Origin of the sequence: Bacillus paranthracis (genome assembly GCF_001883995.1) — a bacterium.
Classification (GTDB): Bacteria; Bacillota; Bacilli; order Bacillales; family Bacillaceae_G; genus Bacillus_A; species Bacillus_A paranthracis.
The window spans coordinates 189,748-207,619 of the sequence record NZ_MACE01000013.1 but is presented as its reverse complement, the minus strand read 5'-3'; the positions used below and the strand labels follow the sequence as shown (position 1 = coordinate 207,619).

The window sequence follows — 17,872 nt, the reverse complement described above, 5'->3', positions numbered from 1 at the left end:
AAATTTGAAACACATGCTTGTCTACATATACAATGTAGATTCAAGGTAAAAGACGTGGCACCTTCTAATGTATATGCGATGTAGCTAAATTTAGAAGCTTGTCCACGTCTTTTGTCATAAAGAGAGCTGCTTGTGCATGTAATGATATCGTGAGTAGTTTTTGAATGGAGGGTGATGTCATTGGTGATCTCTAACATTCGAATCGGCTTATTTATTTTAGCAATCATTTTTCTAGTACTTGTTTTCTTTTATTGGAAAAACGAAGAGTTGTACGAGGAGAAGAAGCAACGTATTAGAAAGACTTGGTATGGGTTGTTTATAATATCAGTCACCGTGTATTTCATGATAAAAGGAATTGATTTAACCCTCTGGAAAAATCTTTTAATGTTCACTGCAATGGTTATTTTCGTTGATATTGCGTTTATTTTAACACCTAATATTTCAGAAATATGGGGAGCGAAATTTAGCGATATCGGCAAGACGGTTCAATCGATAAAACGGTCATTAATTGCTTCTAAAGCAAGGGGAGAAATATACACAACAATCATTCAAAATGTCAATCCAGCAGTGTTCGGTACGATGGAATGGCATACGGAGGAAGAATATACAAAAAGCTTAAACGTATTTTTAGATTCGTATGGGGAAAAGATTGGAGCAAAAATTGTTGTATTTGAAGCGGCAAAGGAATTAAATACAAACTTTCGTGGTATCCGTTCTCAATTTAGTACTATGATTCCGTTAGAGTACATTGAGCAATTGAATGAGCAGAGAGCAGTACAAGTAGAAAATGTCGGAATTATACCAGCAAAAATAGTGAGTGATGTTTTCATTGTTATTGACGGGAAGAAAAATAACCTGCAAGATCGAGATTTTGAAAATGTATATAATTTAACAATACATCATAGTTATTTTAGTAAATAAGGACAGAAATTTTTTCTGTCCTTTTCACTTATACATAAAGGTAAAGCGAATTTAGACAAACTTGTATAAAATCGGACAATCATTCCTACACTAGCACGTAGAGGTGATTGTAGTGATAAAAAATAATGACAATGATTTTTTTAAAGAAGATAATGAAGATACAACAGATTTCTCGTTAATAAAAGGAGATACATTACAGCAAGTAGAAGATTTAGAAGATGAATTAAAAAGAAAATGATACGTGTACACGCTGTCTACATTTGCTATATAATATAAATAAAAGGTTGTATCTTTTTGAAAAGGGGGAGAAGAGATGGCTGAAATTAGTGTAAAAAAGTCTTCATTTTTTAAAGAGAAAAAAGAAGAACCAAATACAGATTTCTCTCTTGTGAAAGGTGCATTGACGGAAAATATAAATCGGTTAGAGAAATTAATGAATAATGGTACTTCAAAATATATGAGAGCAAAAAAAGAGAAAGAAAATGCATAGTGCATTTTCTTTCTCTTTTTATATGCAATTTAAATGTTTAACAAGCAGATATTAAAGTATGAAATAGAAAGTGAAAATAATGAATCATGGTATAATGATAAAAGACTTACATATTATTTTGTTATTTTGAGAGGAGCTTAAAAATGTATTCTACTTTAGAACAATTAACAAAGCACCCTGTGTTTTATCATTTTGCAGAAATTTCAAAGATTCCTAGAGGATCAGGTAATGAAAAGGAAATTAGTGATTTTTTAGTTGGCTTTGCGAAAGAGCGTAATTTAGAAGTGATTCAAGATGAGGCATTAAATGTCATTATTAAAAAAGAAGCGACTGCTGGTTATGAAAATGTACCAGCTATTATTATTCAAGGGCATATGGATATGGTTTGTGAAAAAAACCAAGCAACCGTACATGATTTTGATAAAGATCCAATTGAATTGCGAATTATTGGGGACATGTTATATGCAAATCAAACGACTTTAGGTGCTGATAATGGTATTGCAGTTGCATATGCATTAGCTTTATTAGATTCAAAAGACATTCCGCATCCAGCACTTGAAGTAGTTATTACTACTGAAGAAGAAACGACAATGGGCGGAGCTTTCGCTGTTGATTCAAATCATTTTGAAGGAAAGATTTTTATTAATATTGATTCTGAAGAAGATCATAAATTGCTTGTAAGTAGCGCAGGTGGTGCAAAAGCTGTTGAAACGATTCCAGTAATTTGGGATGAAGCACCAGCGAATATGGATGCATACCGTCTATATGTCGGTGGTTTAAAAGGCGGACATTCTGGTATGGAAATTGATAAACAACGCGGTAATGCGAACAAAGTATTAGCAAGAGTATTACATGATTTATCAGTAAATATTCAATTTGATATAAGTGAAGTTCACGGTGGATTAAAAACGAATGCAATTCCGCGTGAAAGTGTAGCTACAATCGTATTACGTACAGAAGATGTAGAGAAAGTAGAAGAAAAATTAGAATCATGGACACGAGTATTACAAGAAGAAATGCGTGCTGTTGATCCAGATGTTCATGTTACACTTACAAAATTGGATGAGAAAGTAGAAAAAGTATTTGCTAAAGAAACAAAAAAGCAACTAATTTCATCATTATTCTTAATTCCGAACGGCATTCAAAGTATGAGCATGGATATTAAAGGTCTAGTAGAAAGCTCAACAAATTTAGGTGTTATTGAAACGTTGCAAGATGAAATTAAATTACGTAACGAAGTGAGAAGTTCTGTAAGTAGTTTAAAACAACATATTGCAGATGAGATTAAATGTATTGCGGAATTAGTTGGCGCAACATTTGAAATAGAGTCAGAGTATCCAGAATGGCCATACAATCCGAATTCAAAAATTCGTAATTTATTTGAAAAAGTACATCAAGAAAAATACAATAAAGATGTTGAAATCTTCGCTGTACACGCTGGGATTGAATGTAGTGTATTCGTTCAAAAGATGCCTGAATTAGATGCGATTTCATTCGGTCCAGATATATTCAACGTCCATACTCCAGATGAACATATTAGTATTTCTTCTGTTGTGAATAACTGGGGATTCTTCGTTGATGTAATGAAGGGTACGAAAGAATTAGCTAAGTAATAATGATGAAATGAAAAATAGCCTATAAAATTTTATAGGCTATTTTTTGTATAGAGTTTTATTAGAAATTCGTTTTTATGTAAGTATTTAATTTTTGATTTTATTTCTAAAAGAGATTGTACCAAAGATTGCTCCGGATATCGCTCCGATTAAAGTCGTGAAAATTGCACTCCATGCTGCAAATGACATTATTACACCTCCAAATAATAAATTATTGTTTCTTATTCCTTTTAATAGAAATGATAATTGCAACAACTGCTAAGAAAATAAGAGGAGACCAAGAGAAGGAAGACATATAGCATTATCCCTTCGATATTTATATAAAATAATTATCGCATATTTATAAATTGAACATGTGGAATATGTAATATTGCATATTGAATGGTAGAACTTAAAGAAGTGGAAACAGTTATTGAGTAAAAATGATAATTTATAAAGAAAGTAAGGATTTTTTCTAATTTTAAAAAGGACAAACAACCAAAATCTCCTCTATCTTATATAAGGTAGAGGAGATTTTAAAATGGTTTTTGTTTAAGAAAATAGTATCCAATATTTAGTTGCTGGTGAGATGAACGTAAATTATTTTGAGATTTTAAAGCTGCCTCCATAATAATAATTTTCTCCAAGTTTCATAACGGCTACATATGTTCCCGGATTATAAGCCTTAGTAATAGGCGTTACAAATCTACCATAATTATGTTTTAAACCCGAGTCATAAATGGTTTTATATCTATGCAAGTTTATTTCATCATTTTCATTTCCACTCAATTGATATATTTTTACAATACCGGTATCCTTACCACCAGTATATATAGTAACATCGAATGTATCTCCATGCTTTAAGTCACCAACTGCTAACTCTTCTATAAAGTCTGCATTATGATGTAATAAAAAATAGTTTTGCCACCGCCAAGTATCTAAAAATCGTGATTCTTTTTGTGTAGGTTGCGATTCAGCAGACGCAGGTGGGAGTGTACCAATTGTATTCGAAAATAAAAATCCTCCAACAGTCAATGCACCAATAATTGTTGCTTGCCTTAAAAGTTTCATCCTCTAAACCTCCTATTTACTTAAGGATTCAGAAATCGTTTTTATGAAAAACTAGCTGTGAAATCTAATGGATGATAGTATCTTCTATAATTATATTAACATTTATTGATTTATCAGACAAATTGATAAATAATAAAACTATATCGAGGGAGTTAAGGCTAATATAAGAAATAAGTTAGTTGTATAGCTAAAATATCTTTATTGTATATAATTGGGGTTTTTTATTTAAAAGCTCGATTGTTTTAATGTTGAAATTTCAATTCAAACTTTAAGGTTTAGTACATAATTTTACAATTTGACTTATGTAATTTATAACGTTATGATTTTTTTATTATAAAAGAAAGGCTTGAATATAATGATTCGTCGTTTGAGAAAGCTAAAAAATGTAGCAGTTGTAGTAAGCTTCTAAGTAAATTGCAGAAATCTACACTACTTAGAAGCGAGGAATAAAGTTATGAAGCATCCATTATTTAATCATTGGTCGGAAACAAAGTATATAAAAGATATAGTAACAAATCCACTCATTGAAGTAGGAGAGTACTCCTATTATTCAGGTTATTATGGTCATCAAAATTTTGAAGATGGCTGTGTAAGGTATTTGTGGGGGGATGCTAAGTCCCGAGCACTTTTCAATCCAATTGAACAGATGGGATGGCATCTTGATAAACTCATTATTGGGAATTATGTTTGTATTGCCAGCGGAGTAGTCATTTTAATGGGTGGTAATCACAATCATCACTCAGAATGGATTACAGTATATCCATTCGTTGAGAAAATTGAACATTCATATGAACCGAAGGGCGATACAATTATAAAAAGTGATGCCTGGATTGGAATGAATGCTATTATTATGCCTGGCGTTACAATCGGTGAAGGTGCAATCGTTGCAGCAGGATCTGTTGTAAGTAAAAATGTTCCGCCATATACAATAGTCGGTGGAAATCCTGCTAAGGAAATAAAGAAACGATTCACTGATGCTGAAATAAATATGCTAATGGAAATGCGTTGGTTTGATTGGGATAGAGAATTAGTTGAGAAGGCAATGTCTATATTATCTAGTTCATCTATTAAATTATTATATGATTTTTATAACAAAGAAGTAAAACCTAGATAGATCTGTTAGGAAAACTACGTCCGATATAGGATGTAGTTTTTTGTAGTAAAAAATTAATAGTTTTGATTATGAAAAGTTTATCCCACATTAATGGATATCCTGATAGGTAAGGGCTAATAATCAGTTGGGAAGGAATGCAACCTCGAGTGATTAAAGTTTCACTTTATATTTGGTATGAGTATAGTAAGTAGGTTTTCATGTTTTGTTCATGTGAAATATTTTTATCTATTTATCCTTTTCTATTTTAAAAATCTCCTATGGAATTTAATTGAAATCGAAAACCATTTAGAAATAACAAATACGTTGTGAGCTATTGTATAGTATAGATATGGTTCATAATAAAGGGGGAATACATATGTGGCAGCGATTTGTAGCGATTGGTGATAGTTTTACAGAGGGGATAGGGGATGAAGTTGAGGGAATCGCATTAAAAAGCTGGGTAGATCATTTTGTTCAACTGTGTGTAAACGATATAGAATATGCCAATTTTGCAAAGCGCGGGTTAGTAACGAAAGAAATTCGCTCACAGCAATTGGAAAAAGCATTAGCTTTTAAACCAGATTTGGTTAGTCTAATTGTGGGTGCAAACGATGTATTAAAAGGACGTTGGAATCTTCAAACATATAAGAACGATATGGAATTTATGATAGATAAATTAAGTAAAACAGGTGCCGATATTATGATAGCAAATCTTCCAGATTTTACAGTAAGGCTTCCTCTTGCTTCTGAAAAAAAACGAGTAATAAAAGAACAATTATTAGAGGCAAATGATGTTATACGTTCACTGAGTAGAGAGTATAAGCTTCATCATGTTGACTTTTGGAGTCATCCGTTAGTTAATGACAATACGCTTTGGTCTACAGATTTCATTCATCCAAATTCAAAAGGGTATGTAAAAGTTGCTGAATTGATCTTTAGTAGTTTGCCTGTACATGATGCTTCTAAATAAGCTTTTGAATGAACTAATCCCTTGCGCAGGGGGCTTTTCATATTTTCTGTTGCAGAACCCTTAGTATAAGGGTTCTTTTTTGTATCAAAAATCTAAAAAAGATACAATTGGAGAACTCGAACTAAATGGAACAAATGAAACTTGTATCTTGTCTATATATTGAAACCATAATAAAAGTGAGGGTAGTTTTATGTTTATTCAAATAAGTTTGAGGTGTGGAGATTGGAACAGACGTTTATTGAAAAGTTTAATCATGATGAGCTGGACGATGTTATAAAAGACTATTGGCAAGATGTATGGAATTATTCATTTATTATTACGAAAGATCCACACTTATCAGATGATATTACGCAAGATGTATTTATAAAGGTATTTAAAAATTGGAATTCATTTCGAAAGGAGTCATCTATTAAAACGTGGATATTAAAAATCACAAGAAATACGGCAATAAACTATTTGAAATCATCTTATTTTAAAAGAATATCTTTAGTAGGATTTTTTAGTGACGATAAACAAACTCTGTCGGCAGAACAAGAGTTTTTTAAGCAAGAAGAAATGAATGATGTGTGGAAAGTTGTATTAAAACTACCTAAAAAGCACCGTGAAATAATAATATTGGACGCAAAATATGAACTATCTTATGAAGAAATGGCTGAAACACTAGGAGTATCCATTGGAACTGTAAAATCTAGATTAAGTAGAGCAAGAAGTAAGGTTTCAAAATTAATAGGGGAGGGTAGTAGTGATGAACAATAAACAAAATCCTGACTGGTATAGAAAATTAAAAAAAGGCCCAATGGAACACCGTAAAAACGAAGAAGAATATATTTATAAAATAAAGCAATCTATATATGAAAGTAATGAGGGAGGCTCTCTAAAACAAACAAGAAGATTTCGTAAAAAAGCATTGCCAATTGTTGTGGTTTTAGCTTGTACATTTTTATTTTTTATTGTTCAACAACCTTGGCTTGATAATAATAAATCACCGGTACAAAGTAGTACACAAATTAAGCCTAAAACAAAAGATGAGTCTGCTCAAGATCCAACATTAAAACAATTCATGAATGAGTTATATCAAAGTACAAATGTAAAAAATAAAAATGAATTGTATAAAGCGTTAAAAGATGAAGTTCAATTTAAAGGGAAGAGTTATAAGAAGGATGAATTGAAGTTTGATGAAGATATTTTTCATGAGTTGCAAGTCGCACTTACAATGGGGGGAGAATTTGCAAATGATACAAAACATGTATATAAAGTACCAAGTGGATTGACAGAAAGTAACCAACCAAAGCAACCTCATTTTATATATGCAACTGTTACTGGAAATAAAACGAAAATTTTAGCTGAACCAAAGCGAGAATCACAAGTTTTATATGAAGTATCTAATGAAATGGTAAAAGCTTGGATTCCAGAAAAAGCGCAGAAGGATGAATATATAAAAATATCGACAATTAACGGTAATACTGGATATGTACAAAAAGAGTATGTTTTAACTGACATTAAATACTCATTTATGTTTGAAAAGAATAATGAAGGTGAATGGAAAATAATAAATATAGATTCTATTTGGTAAAAAAGGAAGGTTCACTTTAATGAACCTTCCTTTTTGTTTTTATTCTCTTTTTGAAGAGTATTCCAGGACTCTAAAATTTCTGATGTAACGAGAGCAGCAATGTTTTTTTCTGAATTACTTCCAGGAATAACGACAGAAACGGCAATCTGTGGATCTTCGGTAGGAGCATATGCAATGAATAGAGAATGATTTATCATTCTTGCTTGCTCATTCGGAAAACCTGTAATACCTGTTTTACCAGCGACGTCAAAGGGCAACTTTTTAATCTCCTCTATATTTTGACTCATTCCACCTTGTACGACACTCCAAAAGTTCATTGGGTAACGATTTGAACTTTCTAAAATTGGTTTAAACTTTTTTGTTTCTTTACCATCTTGACCAATAATAGCACTTGCCATTTGTGGTTTATATTTATCACCTTTACTTGCTAAAGTTGCTGCATATTGAGCGAGTTGAAGAGGAGTATGCACTTCATTTCCGCCCCACGAGGCATTTAATAAAGCGGAGATTCCATTTTCAAACTTATTAGAAGGATGGAATTCATACTGACCGTCTTCTTCAAAGGGTAAATCAATCCCGGTTTTAGAACGTAGGCCGAATTGTATTAAATAATCTGTCCATATATGTGCCACTTTTTCTATATTGCCATTATGTTGGTTAAATAATGGAAGAGCTACTTTTGCTGTCATAAATGTGTTAGATGAATTAATGATAGCCTGCCTCGGTGTAATCTCACCTGTTGGTGTTCCGGGTGCATTTGTAATGTTATTTTGATTATCATACTCAAAAGTACCGTTATCTAAATACGTATCTTCAGGTTGAAAAAGTTTTTCGTTTAATCCAATTAAAATAGTAAGTGGCTTTATAGTAGAGGCCATATTTACATAAGATTCACCATACTTTAATTTTTGAATTGCTTTATTTTGCGAAAGTGATTTTAAGTTATCTATTTTAGTTGATACATGAGTATGTAATATATTTGGATCAAAAACTGCTGAGTTGGCCATAGTTAAAATTGCGCCAGTTTTTGCATCACTCACTACAGCATAACCAGCTTTAGCATCAGGTAATTTCTTAATTTGCGATCGTAATGCTTCCTCTGATTTTTGTTGCAATTTAGAATCTAAAGCTAGCCTGATATCCTTACCTTTTTGTACTTTTTGAATGTTCCATAAGAACTCTTTGTTATTCATTTTAAAAATAAGAGTTTTACCCGGTTTTCCTTTTAAATCATCTTCATATTGCAACTCAATCCCACTTTTTCCAACTGGCATATGCTTTGAATTAAGGTTATTTTCTACATACCCAATTACCTGTGAACCAATTTCATGTTTAGGATAATATCGAATCCATTCATCTTTAATTATTACATTATTCGGTTTGTTTTTGTTTATGAATGCAAGTTCATTCTCAGCTATATCAGAGTATAACGGTATATCATGCATAGTCTGTTTTTTACAAGATTGTTGTAATTGAGATTTTATGCTCTCTGAAGAAATATCATGTTGAAACTTACTTGAAAATTGATCGAAAAAAGCTAATGTATTTGATGTATCTTGTTTCGATAACTTTTCATCATTAGAAGTACAATATAGAGACTTAACTTTCTTATTTGTAGCTAGTATTACACCATTTTGATCAAAGATTTTTCCTCTTTCGGCTGAAGAAGTTGCGATAGTAACTGAAATGAAGTTGATTTTAAATAAAATTAGTAAAATCAAACCTACAATAGAAAGAACCGCAAAAAATCCCCATTTTTTTATTTTTGTATGTAACATAAAATCCTCCCTTTTGTAGCCTACTTCATCTTATAGTTAATTATTTTTTTTGTAAATGTGGAACAACTTTATTATTTAGATTGTCTATTAAGTACTACAGCATGAAGAAAGGAATAATCAGTATGAAAAGTTACTAGCCAGCCTATGTGTAAATATATTATGAGTCACATTGCAAGTGACAAAAAACTAGAGAAAAAAAGGAAGGGAGATGTATTAATTACGCGGCTATACAAAAAGGAATTAATACTTACAAAGATTTAGAAAAAAAGATAAGACCCTATTTATAACCGAATAATGGTTTGTAATATATAGGGAACGTTTAAGTATTAGTGAGGAGTTTCGGAAGAATTATATGGAGGATTTATGAAAGAACAAAAAGGAAAGAAACAGAAGACATATATATCTATTCGGTTAAATATCATGTTCCTTTGCATATTTTTACTATTCTCAGCTATTATTATGCAGCTAGGGAAAGTACAAATTGTGGAGGGAGAGGCTTATAGGAACCAAGTGGAAAGTAGTCAAAATGCAACAACTAGCATTCCAGTTCCACGTGGACAAATTTTAGATCGAGAAGGGAAAACAGTCGTTAATAATAAACCTCTTCGCACAATTACGTATACAAGGGTAAAGGGGATTACGAGTGAAGCTATTTTAAAAACAGCAAAAGACTTGGCGGAAGTACTTAAAATGCCCGAACAAGACATAAATAAATTAACCGATATCGATAAAAAAGATTTTTGGATGCAGTTGAATTCGAAACGTGCGGAGACAAAGATTACTAAGAAAGATATAGAAACGTTTAAAGAAAAGGGTATAGAGGGAAAAAAGTTAGATAAAAAAATAGAAGACTTAAGGCGAGGTCGCGTTACAGAAGTAGAATTGGCAGAATTAACAGTACAAGATTTAAAGGTGTTAGCTATTAAAAGTAAAATGAGTTCGGGTTATCAACTAACACCACAAATTATTAAAAAGGATGTAACAGATGAAGAGTATGCGCGGATAAGTGAAAACCTTGCGAAATTTCCAGGAGTAGATGCGACGGTTGATTGGGAACGTAATTATGTAAACGGAAATTTATTTCGTTCCGTATTAGGAAATATTACGAGTAGTGAAGAAGGTTTGCCAAAAGAAAATTTAGATTCTTACTTAGTACGTGGATATAACCGGAATGATCGTGTCGGAAAAAGTTATATTGAACAGCGATATGAAGATATATTACATGGTACAAAAGAAGAAGTGAAAAATGTTACTGATAAAGCAGGAAACATTATAAACACCGAAATAATCTCTAAAGGAAAAAGTGGTAACAGTATAACATTAACGATTGATATGGAATTACAAAAGAAAGTGGAAGAAAGTATAGAGAAAAATTTGAGAGCTTTTAAGAGTTCTGAGCCGCTGCTCGATCGAGCTTTTGTCGTCATGACGAATCCAAATAACGGACAGATTTTATCTATGGCAGGCAAAAAGATTGTAGAAAAAGAAGGAGTACTAGAGATTGAGGATTTGGCATTAGGTAACATGACAACTTCGTATGAGCTAGGTTCTGCTGTAAAAGGTGCTACTTTATTAACGGGATATGAGACAGGAGCAATACATTCAGGAGATCAATTTTATGATGCACCGATGAAATTTAAAGGTACACAAGCCAAGAAATCATGGAATGTATCCGGATTTGGTAATATTAATGATTTACGAGCTTTACAAGTATCTTCGAATGTATACATGTTCCAGACAGCTTTAAAAATTGCGGGAGTTAATTACGTACCAAATGGCTCATTGGACATTAAACAAGAAGCATTTGATACGATGCGCTATTATTTCAAGCAATTTGGTTTAGGCGTCCCAACAGGTATCGATTTACCGAATGAAATAATTGGACAAACGAGAAAAGTAGATAGTCAACCTGGTTTTTTACTAGATTTTTCTATCGGTCAGTATGATACGTATACGCCATTGCAATTAGCTCAATATATTTCAACGATTGCGAATGGTGGTTATAGAATGCAACCTCAAATTGTACAAGAAATACGAGAACAATCAATTAAAGAAGCGGTTGGTAAAGTTATTCGTTCTATAGAGCCTGTAGTATTAAATCGGATTGATATGAAGACAGAATATATTGATCGAATAAAAGAAGGGTTTAGATGGGTATTCCAAGAAGGGGATGGAACTGGCGTAAAGCATTTCAAAAATGCTCCATATAAACCAGCAGGAAAGACAGGGACAGCCCAAACTGTGTATGGTGGAGATGATCCAATTGGTAGAAATGCAAAAGGAGAACGTATGGAATGTTACAACTTAACGTTAGTTGGATATGCTCCATATGATAATCCAGAAGTAGCATTCTCAGTAGTAGTTCCGTGGCTTCATAATGATAAAAGTGGAATTAATTTTATAATTGGAAAGGAAGTTTTAGATGCATATTTTGATTTAAAACAGCAACGTATACATGGTGAGGGTGCTAGTACAGATAGTCCTAATCAAAATTAGTAAAATTTGTGTACTTTTCTCAGGGGAAGAGACCCTATTTTATATAAAGCATTTATAAGTAAAAAGATGAGGTGTGAAATAAGGGGTAGCGTCGATCATAGTTGCTACTCTTTATTTTGTTAATAACACCGATATTAGTTATAAAATTTTTTTAGATTATGGAACAAATTTATTTTGGTGATTGTCTATTATATGTAAGTAAAAAAAGTGTTAAGAATTTGAAAGGAATGATGATTTTGAAAAACAAGAGGCTGCTAAAAATAGGAATATGCGTTGGTATATTAGGTTTAAGTCTTACAAGCCTAGAAGCTTTTACAGGAGGACCATTGCAAGTTGAAGCGAAAGAAAAGACTGGACAAGTGAAACATAAAAATCAGGCGACGCATAAAGAGTTCTCTCAACTTGAGAAAAAATTTGATGCTCGATTAGGTGTATATGCGATTGATACTGGTACAAATCAAACAATCGCTTATCGACCTAACGAAAGGTTTGCCTTTGCATCAACTTACAAGGCTTTAGCGGCAGGGGTATTACTGCAACAGAACTCTACTAAGAAATTAGATGAAGTTATTACTTATACGAAAGAAGACTTAGTGGATTATTCACCTGTTACAGAGAAACATGTAGATACTGGAATGACACTAGGAGAAATTGCGGAGGCTGCTGTTCGTTATAGTGATAATACTGCAGGGAACATTTTATTTCATAAAATAGGCGGACCGAAAGGATATGAAAAAGCGCTTAGAAAGATGGGGGATCGGGTTACTATGTCTGATCGCTTTGAAACAGAGTTAAACGAGGCTATTCCAGGAGACATTCGTGATACTAGTACAGCAAAAGCAATTGCTAGGAATCTTAAAGATTTTACGGTCGGAAATGCGCTTCCGCATCAAAAGCGTAACATTCTTACAGATTGGATGAAAGGGAATGCTACAGGAGACAAACTTATTCGGGCAGGCGTGCCAACTGATTGGGTAGTTGCAGATAAATCAGGAGCTGGAAGTTACGGGACAAGAAATGATATTGCTATCGTTTGGCCACCAAATAGATCACCTATTATCATCGCAATTTTATCTAGTAAAGATGAGAAAGAGGCTACCTATGATAATCAACTAATTAAAGAGGCGGCTGAAGTTGTAATCGATGCTATTAAATAATAATCTCTTAGTTATTTCAGTTCTTTACCATATGTTATTGGATGTATAAAATTAGAAAACGATTCTTTTTCGTATGAAAAGAATCGTTTTTGTGTTTTTATTATTAAGAGGATAAAGGTAAAATAAATATATATGACGTATCCGATGTGAAATTTCATGTACTGTACTATATTCAATAAAAATCAAAAATGTATCATATAATTCTGTTAACATAAAATAAGTGTTTTATAAAAATAAAAGGAGAGAATATGAAGAGAAATATTAATAGAATCATATTGTTTATTGGCATATTAGTAGCTTTTATTACTTTTTTATATTTACAGAACAATTTAATAGGTATAACTGAGGTTAAAATAACCTCTAGTAAAATACCCTCCTCTTTTAAAGGGTATAAAATTCTACAAATTTCAGACTTACACAATAAACAATTTGGCAATAAGCAAGGTGTATTAATTCAAAAAATTGAAAGCATAGACCCAGATATTATTGCGATTACGGGTGATTTAATTGACAGTAAATCATACGATGCAGAAGTTAGTATGCAATTAATACGAGAAATTGTAAAGAAGTATCCTGTATATTTTGTGACAGGAAACCATGAACAATGGTCTGGAAAGTATAACCGTTTAGAAAAAGAGTTGAAGAAATATGATGTCAATGTTTTAAGGAATGAACATGTAGGCATTCGAAAGGGTGAGCAAGAAATAAACTTGCTAGGTATTGATGATCCGGAGTTTGTAACTGGAAACCGTGATGAAGGAAATATTGTAAAAGATGCAATTTTAAAAGCGAAATTTGAAATGCCTCCAAATACATTTGATGTATTATTATCCCATAGGCCTGAATTTTTGACAGAATACGCTGATGAGCAACTAGATTTAGTATTATCGGGTCATGCTCATGGAGGGCAAGTTAGATTGCCATTTATTGGCGGGTTAGTTGCTCCGAATCAAGGGGTATTCCCTACATATACAGCTGGTTTATATGAAGAACAAAATACGTCTATGGTAGTAAGTAGAGGATTAGGTAATAGTATCATTCCGCAAAGGATTTTGAATAGGCCAGAACTTGTAGTCGTGCAGCTAAATTAAGCTGTACGATTTTTTTTATACAAAAATGAGTAAAGGGGCTTTCTGTATTTTGCAGGAGTAAACATTACAATTTTGTTAAAAATTTTCTACGTTACATAAAGTAACAAAATTTGACCCTCAGTGTTTGTTATAGTGTAAATAATCAAAAAACTTAAAATTTGTCGAGTGAAAAGTGTGATAAGTAATTCATGTAAAAAACTTAAAGGGGTGTACACATGCATAAAGAATACGAAATTGAAGAGTATACGGCGATTGAGGAACAAATACATTATTATTGTAAATGTTTATTAGTAACTCATCCTGATCAAATTATAAAGTATTTAGAAAAAAGATTAGAAAAATATGCAGAAACATTACAATATGCACATTTATATCCCGACACAGTTATATTACCGTTACAGCAATTAGTTATCGAATATTCTTTAGATGTTGCTAGAATTAGGAAGTATATGAATTTAAAAACGTAAAGTAAAATTTATAGTTTAAATGAAACAGAGTCGACTTTAGGAAATAAAATTCTAATGTCGACTCTGTTTCATTGTTTAATGTCGTCGAGTGAAAATACATACTAATCAATGAAGTTTGACATATAATTACGCAAGAGTAAAATAAAAGTGAGTACTCACTCATTTTAGAGAAGGGGGAAGAATACGTGAAGCAGCCTGCCATTATTTTACGGACTGTATCAAAAAGTTTTGGGAAAAAAGAAGTTTTACACAATCTTTCATTACAAGTTGAAAAAGCAGAGATATTTGGTTTAGTTGGGCCTTCAGGTTCTGGGAAAACGACTCTTATTAAATTGATTGCAGGTATTAACGAAGCAACGGAAGGTGAAGTGCTTGTTTACAACACGAACATGCCTAATTTAAATGAAATGAAAAGAATTGGTTATATGGCTCAAGCTGATGCATTATACGAAGAACTATCAGCATATGAAAATGCAGATTTTATGGCAACGATGTACGGATTAAAGGGAAAGCATAAAAAAGAAAGAATTGAAGAAGTTTTTGACCTTGTACAATTATCACAACATATGAAAAAGCAAGTGCAGCATTTTTCAGGCGGGATGAAGAAGCGTTTATCATTAGCAATAGCACTCCTTCATGAACCAGAAATATTAATTTTAGATGAGCCAACAGTGGGGATAGATCCGCTTCTTAGAAAAACAATCTGGGCAAAATTTTATGATTTGAAAAAGAAAGGCACAACGATAATTGTAACGACACACATTATGGACGAAGCTGAATTTTGTGAACGTCTAGGGTTAATTAGAGAAGGAAAGCTAGTTGCGACTGGTACAACTGAAGAATTGAAAAAGCGGGTATCATCAGGAAGGATTGAAGATGTCTTTTTGTTGGAAGAGGTGGCTGAATTATGAGAGTTACCGGTGTAATCATTCGTATTATTCGCCAATTTTTTCGAGATAAACGTTCGTTAGCGATGATGTTTGGGGCACCTATGTTATTACTTTGGTTATTGTCGCTAGTGTTTACACAAAAAGACTATGTACCGCATATTGCTGTTGTTGATATGCCCGCTCAGTTAGTAAAAGTGATGAAAAATCAGGAAGCGTCAATTTATGAATATAATATAGAAAAGGCAATGTCTGAGCTGGAAAATCAAAAGGTAGATGCAGTCATTCGTTTAGAAAATGGAAAAATGAATATTGTATTAGAAGGTAGCGATTCGTCAAAAAATCGTGCTGTACTTCAAATATTACAAAAAAGTACAGAGAAGAACGATATATCGATTATGAAACCTGAAGTGAATTATTTACATGGCTCTAAAAACTTTACAATGTTTGATGGACTTGGTCCTGTATTAATCGGTTTCTTTACCTTTTTCTTTGTATTCATTTTATCAGGGGTATCTTTCGTAAGAGAACGTTTAAGTGATACTTTAGAAAGGTTATTATCAACTCCAATTAAAAGATGGGAAATAGTTGTAGGATATATTATTGGTTTTGGGATCTTTGCATTTATACAATCCATTATTATCGTAAGTTTTTCAGTTTACATTTTAGACTTGTATGTAGCTGGCTCCATATGGCTAACGCTACTTATTACATGTATGCTTTCTTTAACGGCATTAACTTTAGGGACGTTTTTATCGGCATACGCAAATAATGAATTTCAAATGATCCAGTTTATACCGCTTGTCATTGTGCCACAAATTTTCTTTTCGGGTTTGTTTCCAATTGAATCGATGAATAAGTGGCTTCAAATGTTAGGGAAATTATTTCCACTCACATATGGCGCTGACGCAATGAGACAGGTGATGATTCGAAATCAAGGATTTACAGAGATTGCATTAGATCTTACCGTATTATTACTTTTTTCAATATTATTTGCAATAGGGAATGTATTTGCATTAAAGAAACATCGAAAAATATAATGATGATACAAAGGGGCATTATAGATGAAGAAAGATTGGCTGGAAGAATTAATTGCCGCAACTAACACGGATAAACGAAATGAACGTCAAATGCGTATATTAGAGGCGGCTGTTGATATGTTTGGAGAAAAAGGATATGCTTCAACTTCAACAAGTGAAATTGCAAAGCGTGCTGGTGTAGCGGAAGGAACAATCTTCCGCTACTATAAAACGAAAAAAGATTTATTATTAGCAGTCGTCATGCCGACATTAACAAAGTTTGCTGCACCATTTTTCGTACAAACATTCGCAAAGGAAATATTTAAATCGGAGTATGAATCATATGAAGGGCTTCTAAGAGTTGTTATTCATAATAGATTTGAATTTGCAAAAAAGCATTTTCCAATGATAAAAATATTAATTCAAGAAGTGCCATTTCAGCCAGAACTGAAAAATGAAATACAACAATTAGTAGAAACAGAGTTGCTTTGCCATTTTAAAAAGTTGATTGCAAAGTTTCAAGAAGAAGGAGCAATTATTGAAATGCCTCCAGCTTCTGTATTACGACTTACTTTATCAGCTGTGTTAGGATTACTCTTAACACGATTTTTATTATTGCCAGAAGAAAAATGGGATGATGAAGTGGAAATTGAAAATACGATTCAGTTTATATTGTACGGATTAACGCCACGAATTTAATCGATGAAGTGTGAATTACATATCTTATATTTAAGTAAAATAATAAATCGCCTTTAAAAAGGCGATTTATTTTCATGATATATTTTTGATAAATAAGTACTTGTTTACTAAAAACATTCTAAATCAGCGTGTTTCTTTGTCTCTTCTTCTAAGACCTAATAATCCTGCTAGTCCTAATAAACCGAGCCAAGCCCAATTATTATTTCTATCACGATTATCATTTAAATCATTTGTTGTATTTACATTTCGAGTTCTTACATCATTATTAACTCTGTCTAAGTTATTGTCATTCACTCGAGTTGAAATGTCAGTGTTATTAACTCTATTCATATTAGTTCCATCGTATTCAGCATGGGCAGATGTACCTAAAAACATAATAGAAAGTGCTAAAACACTTACAATAGATGATAATTTCTTCTTCATAACGATCCCTCCTTTCTTACGTGTTAATTTCTCCAGAGTATGTGTATATTATTCGTTTCACAGTATTTAAACCGTCATTATAGAGGGCGCATTTATAGAAAATAGAGTTGAATGATTGCAAATATATCATTTGCTATATTTGCAA

General features: G+C 32.4%; 18 protein-coding genes. 15 read left to right on the top strand and 3 right to left on the bottom strand.

Annotated features, from left to right (window positions below; translation table 11 throughout):
- Nucleotides 1–183 precede the first annotated feature (183 nt).
- From BAQ46_RS04960 to pepD, 4 genes are all read left to right on the top strand, one after another.
- A complete protein-coding gene (locus BAQ46_RS04960) occupies nucleotides 184–921 on the top strand; it encodes a type II toxin-antitoxin system SpoIISA family toxin (protein WP_071741730.1) in 738 nt (245 codons plus the stop codon).
- Nucleotides 922–1,033: 112 nt separating this feature from the next.
- Nucleotides 1,034–1,159, top strand: a complete 126-nt coding sequence (locus tag BAQ46_RS04955) for a hypothetical protein (protein ID WP_000594606.1) — start codon at nucleotides 1,034–1,036, stop codon at nucleotides 1,157–1,159.
- Nucleotides 1,160–1,234: 75 nt separating this feature from the next.
- On the top strand, nucleotides 1,235–1,411 hold the full coding sequence (gene spoIISB, locus BAQ46_RS30585) for a stage II sporulation protein SB (protein ID WP_000808045.1): 177 nt from the start codon (nucleotides 1,235–1,237) through the stop codon (nucleotides 1,409–1,411).
- A gap of 143 nt (nucleotides 1,412–1,554) precedes the next feature.
- Nucleotides 1,555–3,024, top strand: a complete 1,470-nt coding sequence (gene pepD / locus BAQ46_RS04945; RefSeq protein WP_071741710.1) for a beta-Ala-His dipeptidase — start codon at nucleotides 1,555–1,557, stop codon at nucleotides 3,022–3,024.
- A 579-nt stretch (nucleotides 3,025–3,603) separates the two neighbouring features.
- Here pepD and BAQ46_RS04935 read toward each other — a convergent pair.
- Nucleotides 3,604–4,074 carry a DUF5065 family protein gene (locus BAQ46_RS04935; protein ID WP_029438359.1) on the bottom strand — a complete coding sequence of 157 codons (471 nt, stop codon included), beginning with the start codon at nucleotides 4,072–4,074 and terminating at the stop codon, nucleotides 3,604–3,606.
- A 454-nt stretch (nucleotides 4,075–4,528) separates the two neighbouring features.
- Here BAQ46_RS04935 and BAQ46_RS04930 point away from each other — a divergent pair, with 454 nt between their 5' ends.
- The 4 genes from BAQ46_RS04930 (at nucleotide 4,529) to BAQ46_RS04915 (ending at nucleotide 7,710) form a co-directional block, all read left to right on the top strand.
- Nucleotides 4,529–5,188 carry a CatB-related O-acetyltransferase gene (locus tag BAQ46_RS04930; protein ID WP_071741709.1) on the top strand — a complete coding sequence of 220 codons (660 nt, stop codon included), beginning with the start codon at nucleotides 4,529–4,531 and terminating at the stop codon, nucleotides 5,186–5,188.
- Between the two features lie 328 nt (nucleotides 5,189–5,516).
- Nucleotides 5,517–6,137: an SGNH/GDSL hydrolase family protein gene (locus BAQ46_RS04925; protein ID WP_116777223.1), complete on the top strand. Its 621-nt coding sequence runs from the start codon at nucleotides 5,517–5,519 to the stop codon at nucleotides 6,135–6,137.
- A 222-nt stretch (nucleotides 6,138–6,359) separates the two neighbouring features.
- On the top strand, nucleotides 6,360–6,893 hold the full coding sequence (locus BAQ46_RS04920; RefSeq protein ID WP_061184417.1) for an RNA polymerase sigma factor: 534 nt from the start codon (nucleotides 6,360–6,362) through the stop codon (nucleotides 6,891–6,893).
- On the top strand, nucleotides 6,883–7,710 hold the full coding sequence (locus BAQ46_RS04915) for a hypothetical protein (RefSeq protein ID WP_001060776.1): 828 nt from the start codon (nucleotides 6,883–6,885) through the stop codon (nucleotides 7,708–7,710). Before BAQ46_RS04920 ends, BAQ46_RS04915 begins: the two co-directional genes overlap by 11 nt.
- 11 nt (nucleotides 7,711–7,721) lie before the next feature.
- On the opposite strand, the gene BAQ46_RS04910 is transcribed toward BAQ46_RS04915, so the two are convergent.
- A complete protein-coding gene (locus BAQ46_RS04910; protein WP_000903322.1) occupies nucleotides 7,722–9,488 on the bottom strand; it encodes a peptidoglycan D,D-transpeptidase FtsI family protein in 1,767 nt (588 codons plus the stop codon).
- Between the two features lie 363 nt (nucleotides 9,489–9,851).
- Here BAQ46_RS04910 and BAQ46_RS04905 point away from each other — a divergent pair, with 363 nt between their 5' ends.
- From BAQ46_RS04905 to BAQ46_RS04875, 7 genes are all read left to right on the top strand, one after another.
- Complete coding sequence (locus BAQ46_RS04905) at nucleotides 9,852–11,984, top strand: peptidoglycan D,D-transpeptidase FtsI family protein (protein WP_071741707.1); 2,133 nt, start codon at nucleotides 9,852–9,854, stop codon at nucleotides 11,982–11,984.
- 230 nt (nucleotides 11,985–12,214) lie between these two features.
- The gene (bla, locus tag BAQ46_RS04900) at nucleotides 12,215–13,141 is read left to right on the top strand and encodes a class A beta-lactamase Bla1 (protein WP_071741729.1); all 927 of its coding nucleotides are present in this window, start codon (nucleotides 12,215–12,217) and stop codon (nucleotides 13,139–13,141) included.
- Nucleotides 13,142–13,389: 248 nt separating this feature from the next.
- Nucleotides 13,390–14,232 carry a metallophosphoesterase gene (locus tag BAQ46_RS04895; protein ID WP_000827833.1) on the top strand — a complete coding sequence of 281 codons (843 nt, stop codon included), beginning with the start codon at nucleotides 13,390–13,392 and terminating at the stop codon, nucleotides 14,230–14,232.
- Nucleotides 14,233–14,447: 215 nt separating this feature from the next.
- On the top strand, nucleotides 14,448–14,699 hold the full coding sequence (locus BAQ46_RS04890; RefSeq protein WP_000548624.1) for a hypothetical protein: 252 nt from the start codon (nucleotides 14,448–14,450) through the stop codon (nucleotides 14,697–14,699).
- A gap of 185 nt (nucleotides 14,700–14,884) precedes the next feature.
- A complete protein-coding gene (locus BAQ46_RS04885) occupies nucleotides 14,885–15,610 on the top strand; it encodes an ABC transporter ATP-binding protein (RefSeq protein ID WP_000812699.1) in 726 nt (241 codons plus the stop codon).
- Nucleotides 15,607–16,626, top strand: coding sequence for an ABC transporter permease (locus BAQ46_RS04880; RefSeq protein WP_071741706.1), 1,020 nt, complete (start codon nucleotides 15,607–15,609; stop codon nucleotides 16,624–16,626). The genes BAQ46_RS04885 and BAQ46_RS04880 overlap by 4 nt, the downstream gene beginning before the upstream one ends.
- A gap of 24 nt (nucleotides 16,627–16,650) precedes the next feature.
- The gene (locus BAQ46_RS04875) at nucleotides 16,651–17,304 is read left to right on the top strand and encodes a TetR/AcrR family transcriptional regulator (RefSeq protein WP_071741705.1); all 654 of its coding nucleotides are present in this window, start codon (nucleotides 16,651–16,653) and stop codon (nucleotides 17,302–17,304) included.
- A 123-nt stretch (nucleotides 17,305–17,427) separates the two neighbouring features.
- Here the strand turns inward: BAQ46_RS04875 and BAQ46_RS04870 are convergent, their stop codons facing one another.
- On the bottom strand, nucleotides 17,428–17,727 hold the full coding sequence (locus BAQ46_RS04870; protein ID WP_071741704.1) for a WGxxGxxG family protein: 300 nt from the start codon (nucleotides 17,725–17,727) through the stop codon (nucleotides 17,428–17,430).
- Nucleotides 17,728–17,872 lie beyond the last annotated feature (145 nt).

Coding starts and splice junctions, on each gene's coding strand:
- spoIISB (WP_000808045.1), top strand. CDS start 1,235: ATGGCTGAAATTAGTGTAAAAAAGTCTTCATTTTTTAAAGAGAAAAAA.
- BAQ46_RS04935 (WP_029438359.1), bottom strand. CDS start 4,074: ATGAAACTTTTAAGGCAAGCAACAATTATTGGTGCATTGACTGTTGGA.
- BAQ46_RS04925 (WP_116777223.1), top strand. CDS start 5,517: ATGGTTCATAATAAAGGGGGAATACATATGTGGCAGCGATTTGTAGCG.
- BAQ46_RS04890 (WP_000548624.1), top strand. CDS start 14,448: ATGCATAAAGAATACGAAATTGAAGAGTATACGGCGATTGAGGAACAA.
- pepD (WP_071741710.1), top strand. CDS start 1,555: ATGTATTCTACTTTAGAACAATTAACAAAGCACCCTGTGTTTTATCAT.
- bla (WP_071741729.1), top strand. CDS start 12,215: ATGATTTTGAAAAACAAGAGGCTGCTAAAAATAGGAATATGCGTTGGT.
- BAQ46_RS04880 (WP_071741706.1), top strand. CDS start 15,607: ATGAGAGTTACCGGTGTAATCATTCGTATTATTCGCCAATTTTTTCGA.
- BAQ46_RS04910 (WP_000903322.1), bottom strand. CDS start 9,488: ATGTTACATACAAAAATAAAAAAATGGGGATTTTTTGCGGTTCTTTCT.
- BAQ46_RS04905 (WP_071741707.1), top strand. CDS start 9,852: ATGAAAGAACAAAAAGGAAAGAAACAGAAGACATATATATCTATTCGG.
- BAQ46_RS04875 (WP_071741705.1), top strand. CDS start 16,651: ATGAAGAAAGATTGGCTGGAAGAATTAATTGCCGCAACTAACACGGAT.
- BAQ46_RS04895 (WP_000827833.1), top strand. CDS start 13,390: ATGAAGAGAAATATTAATAGAATCATATTGTTTATTGGCATATTAGTA.
- BAQ46_RS04930 (WP_071741709.1), top strand. CDS start 4,529: ATGAAGCATCCATTATTTAATCATTGGTCGGAAACAAAGTATATAAAA.
- BAQ46_RS04915 (WP_001060776.1), top strand. CDS start 6,883: ATGAACAATAAACAAAATCCTGACTGGTATAGAAAATTAAAAAAAGGC.
- BAQ46_RS04870 (WP_071741704.1), bottom strand. CDS start 17,727: ATGAAGAAGAAATTATCATCTATTGTAAGTGTTTTAGCACTTTCTATT.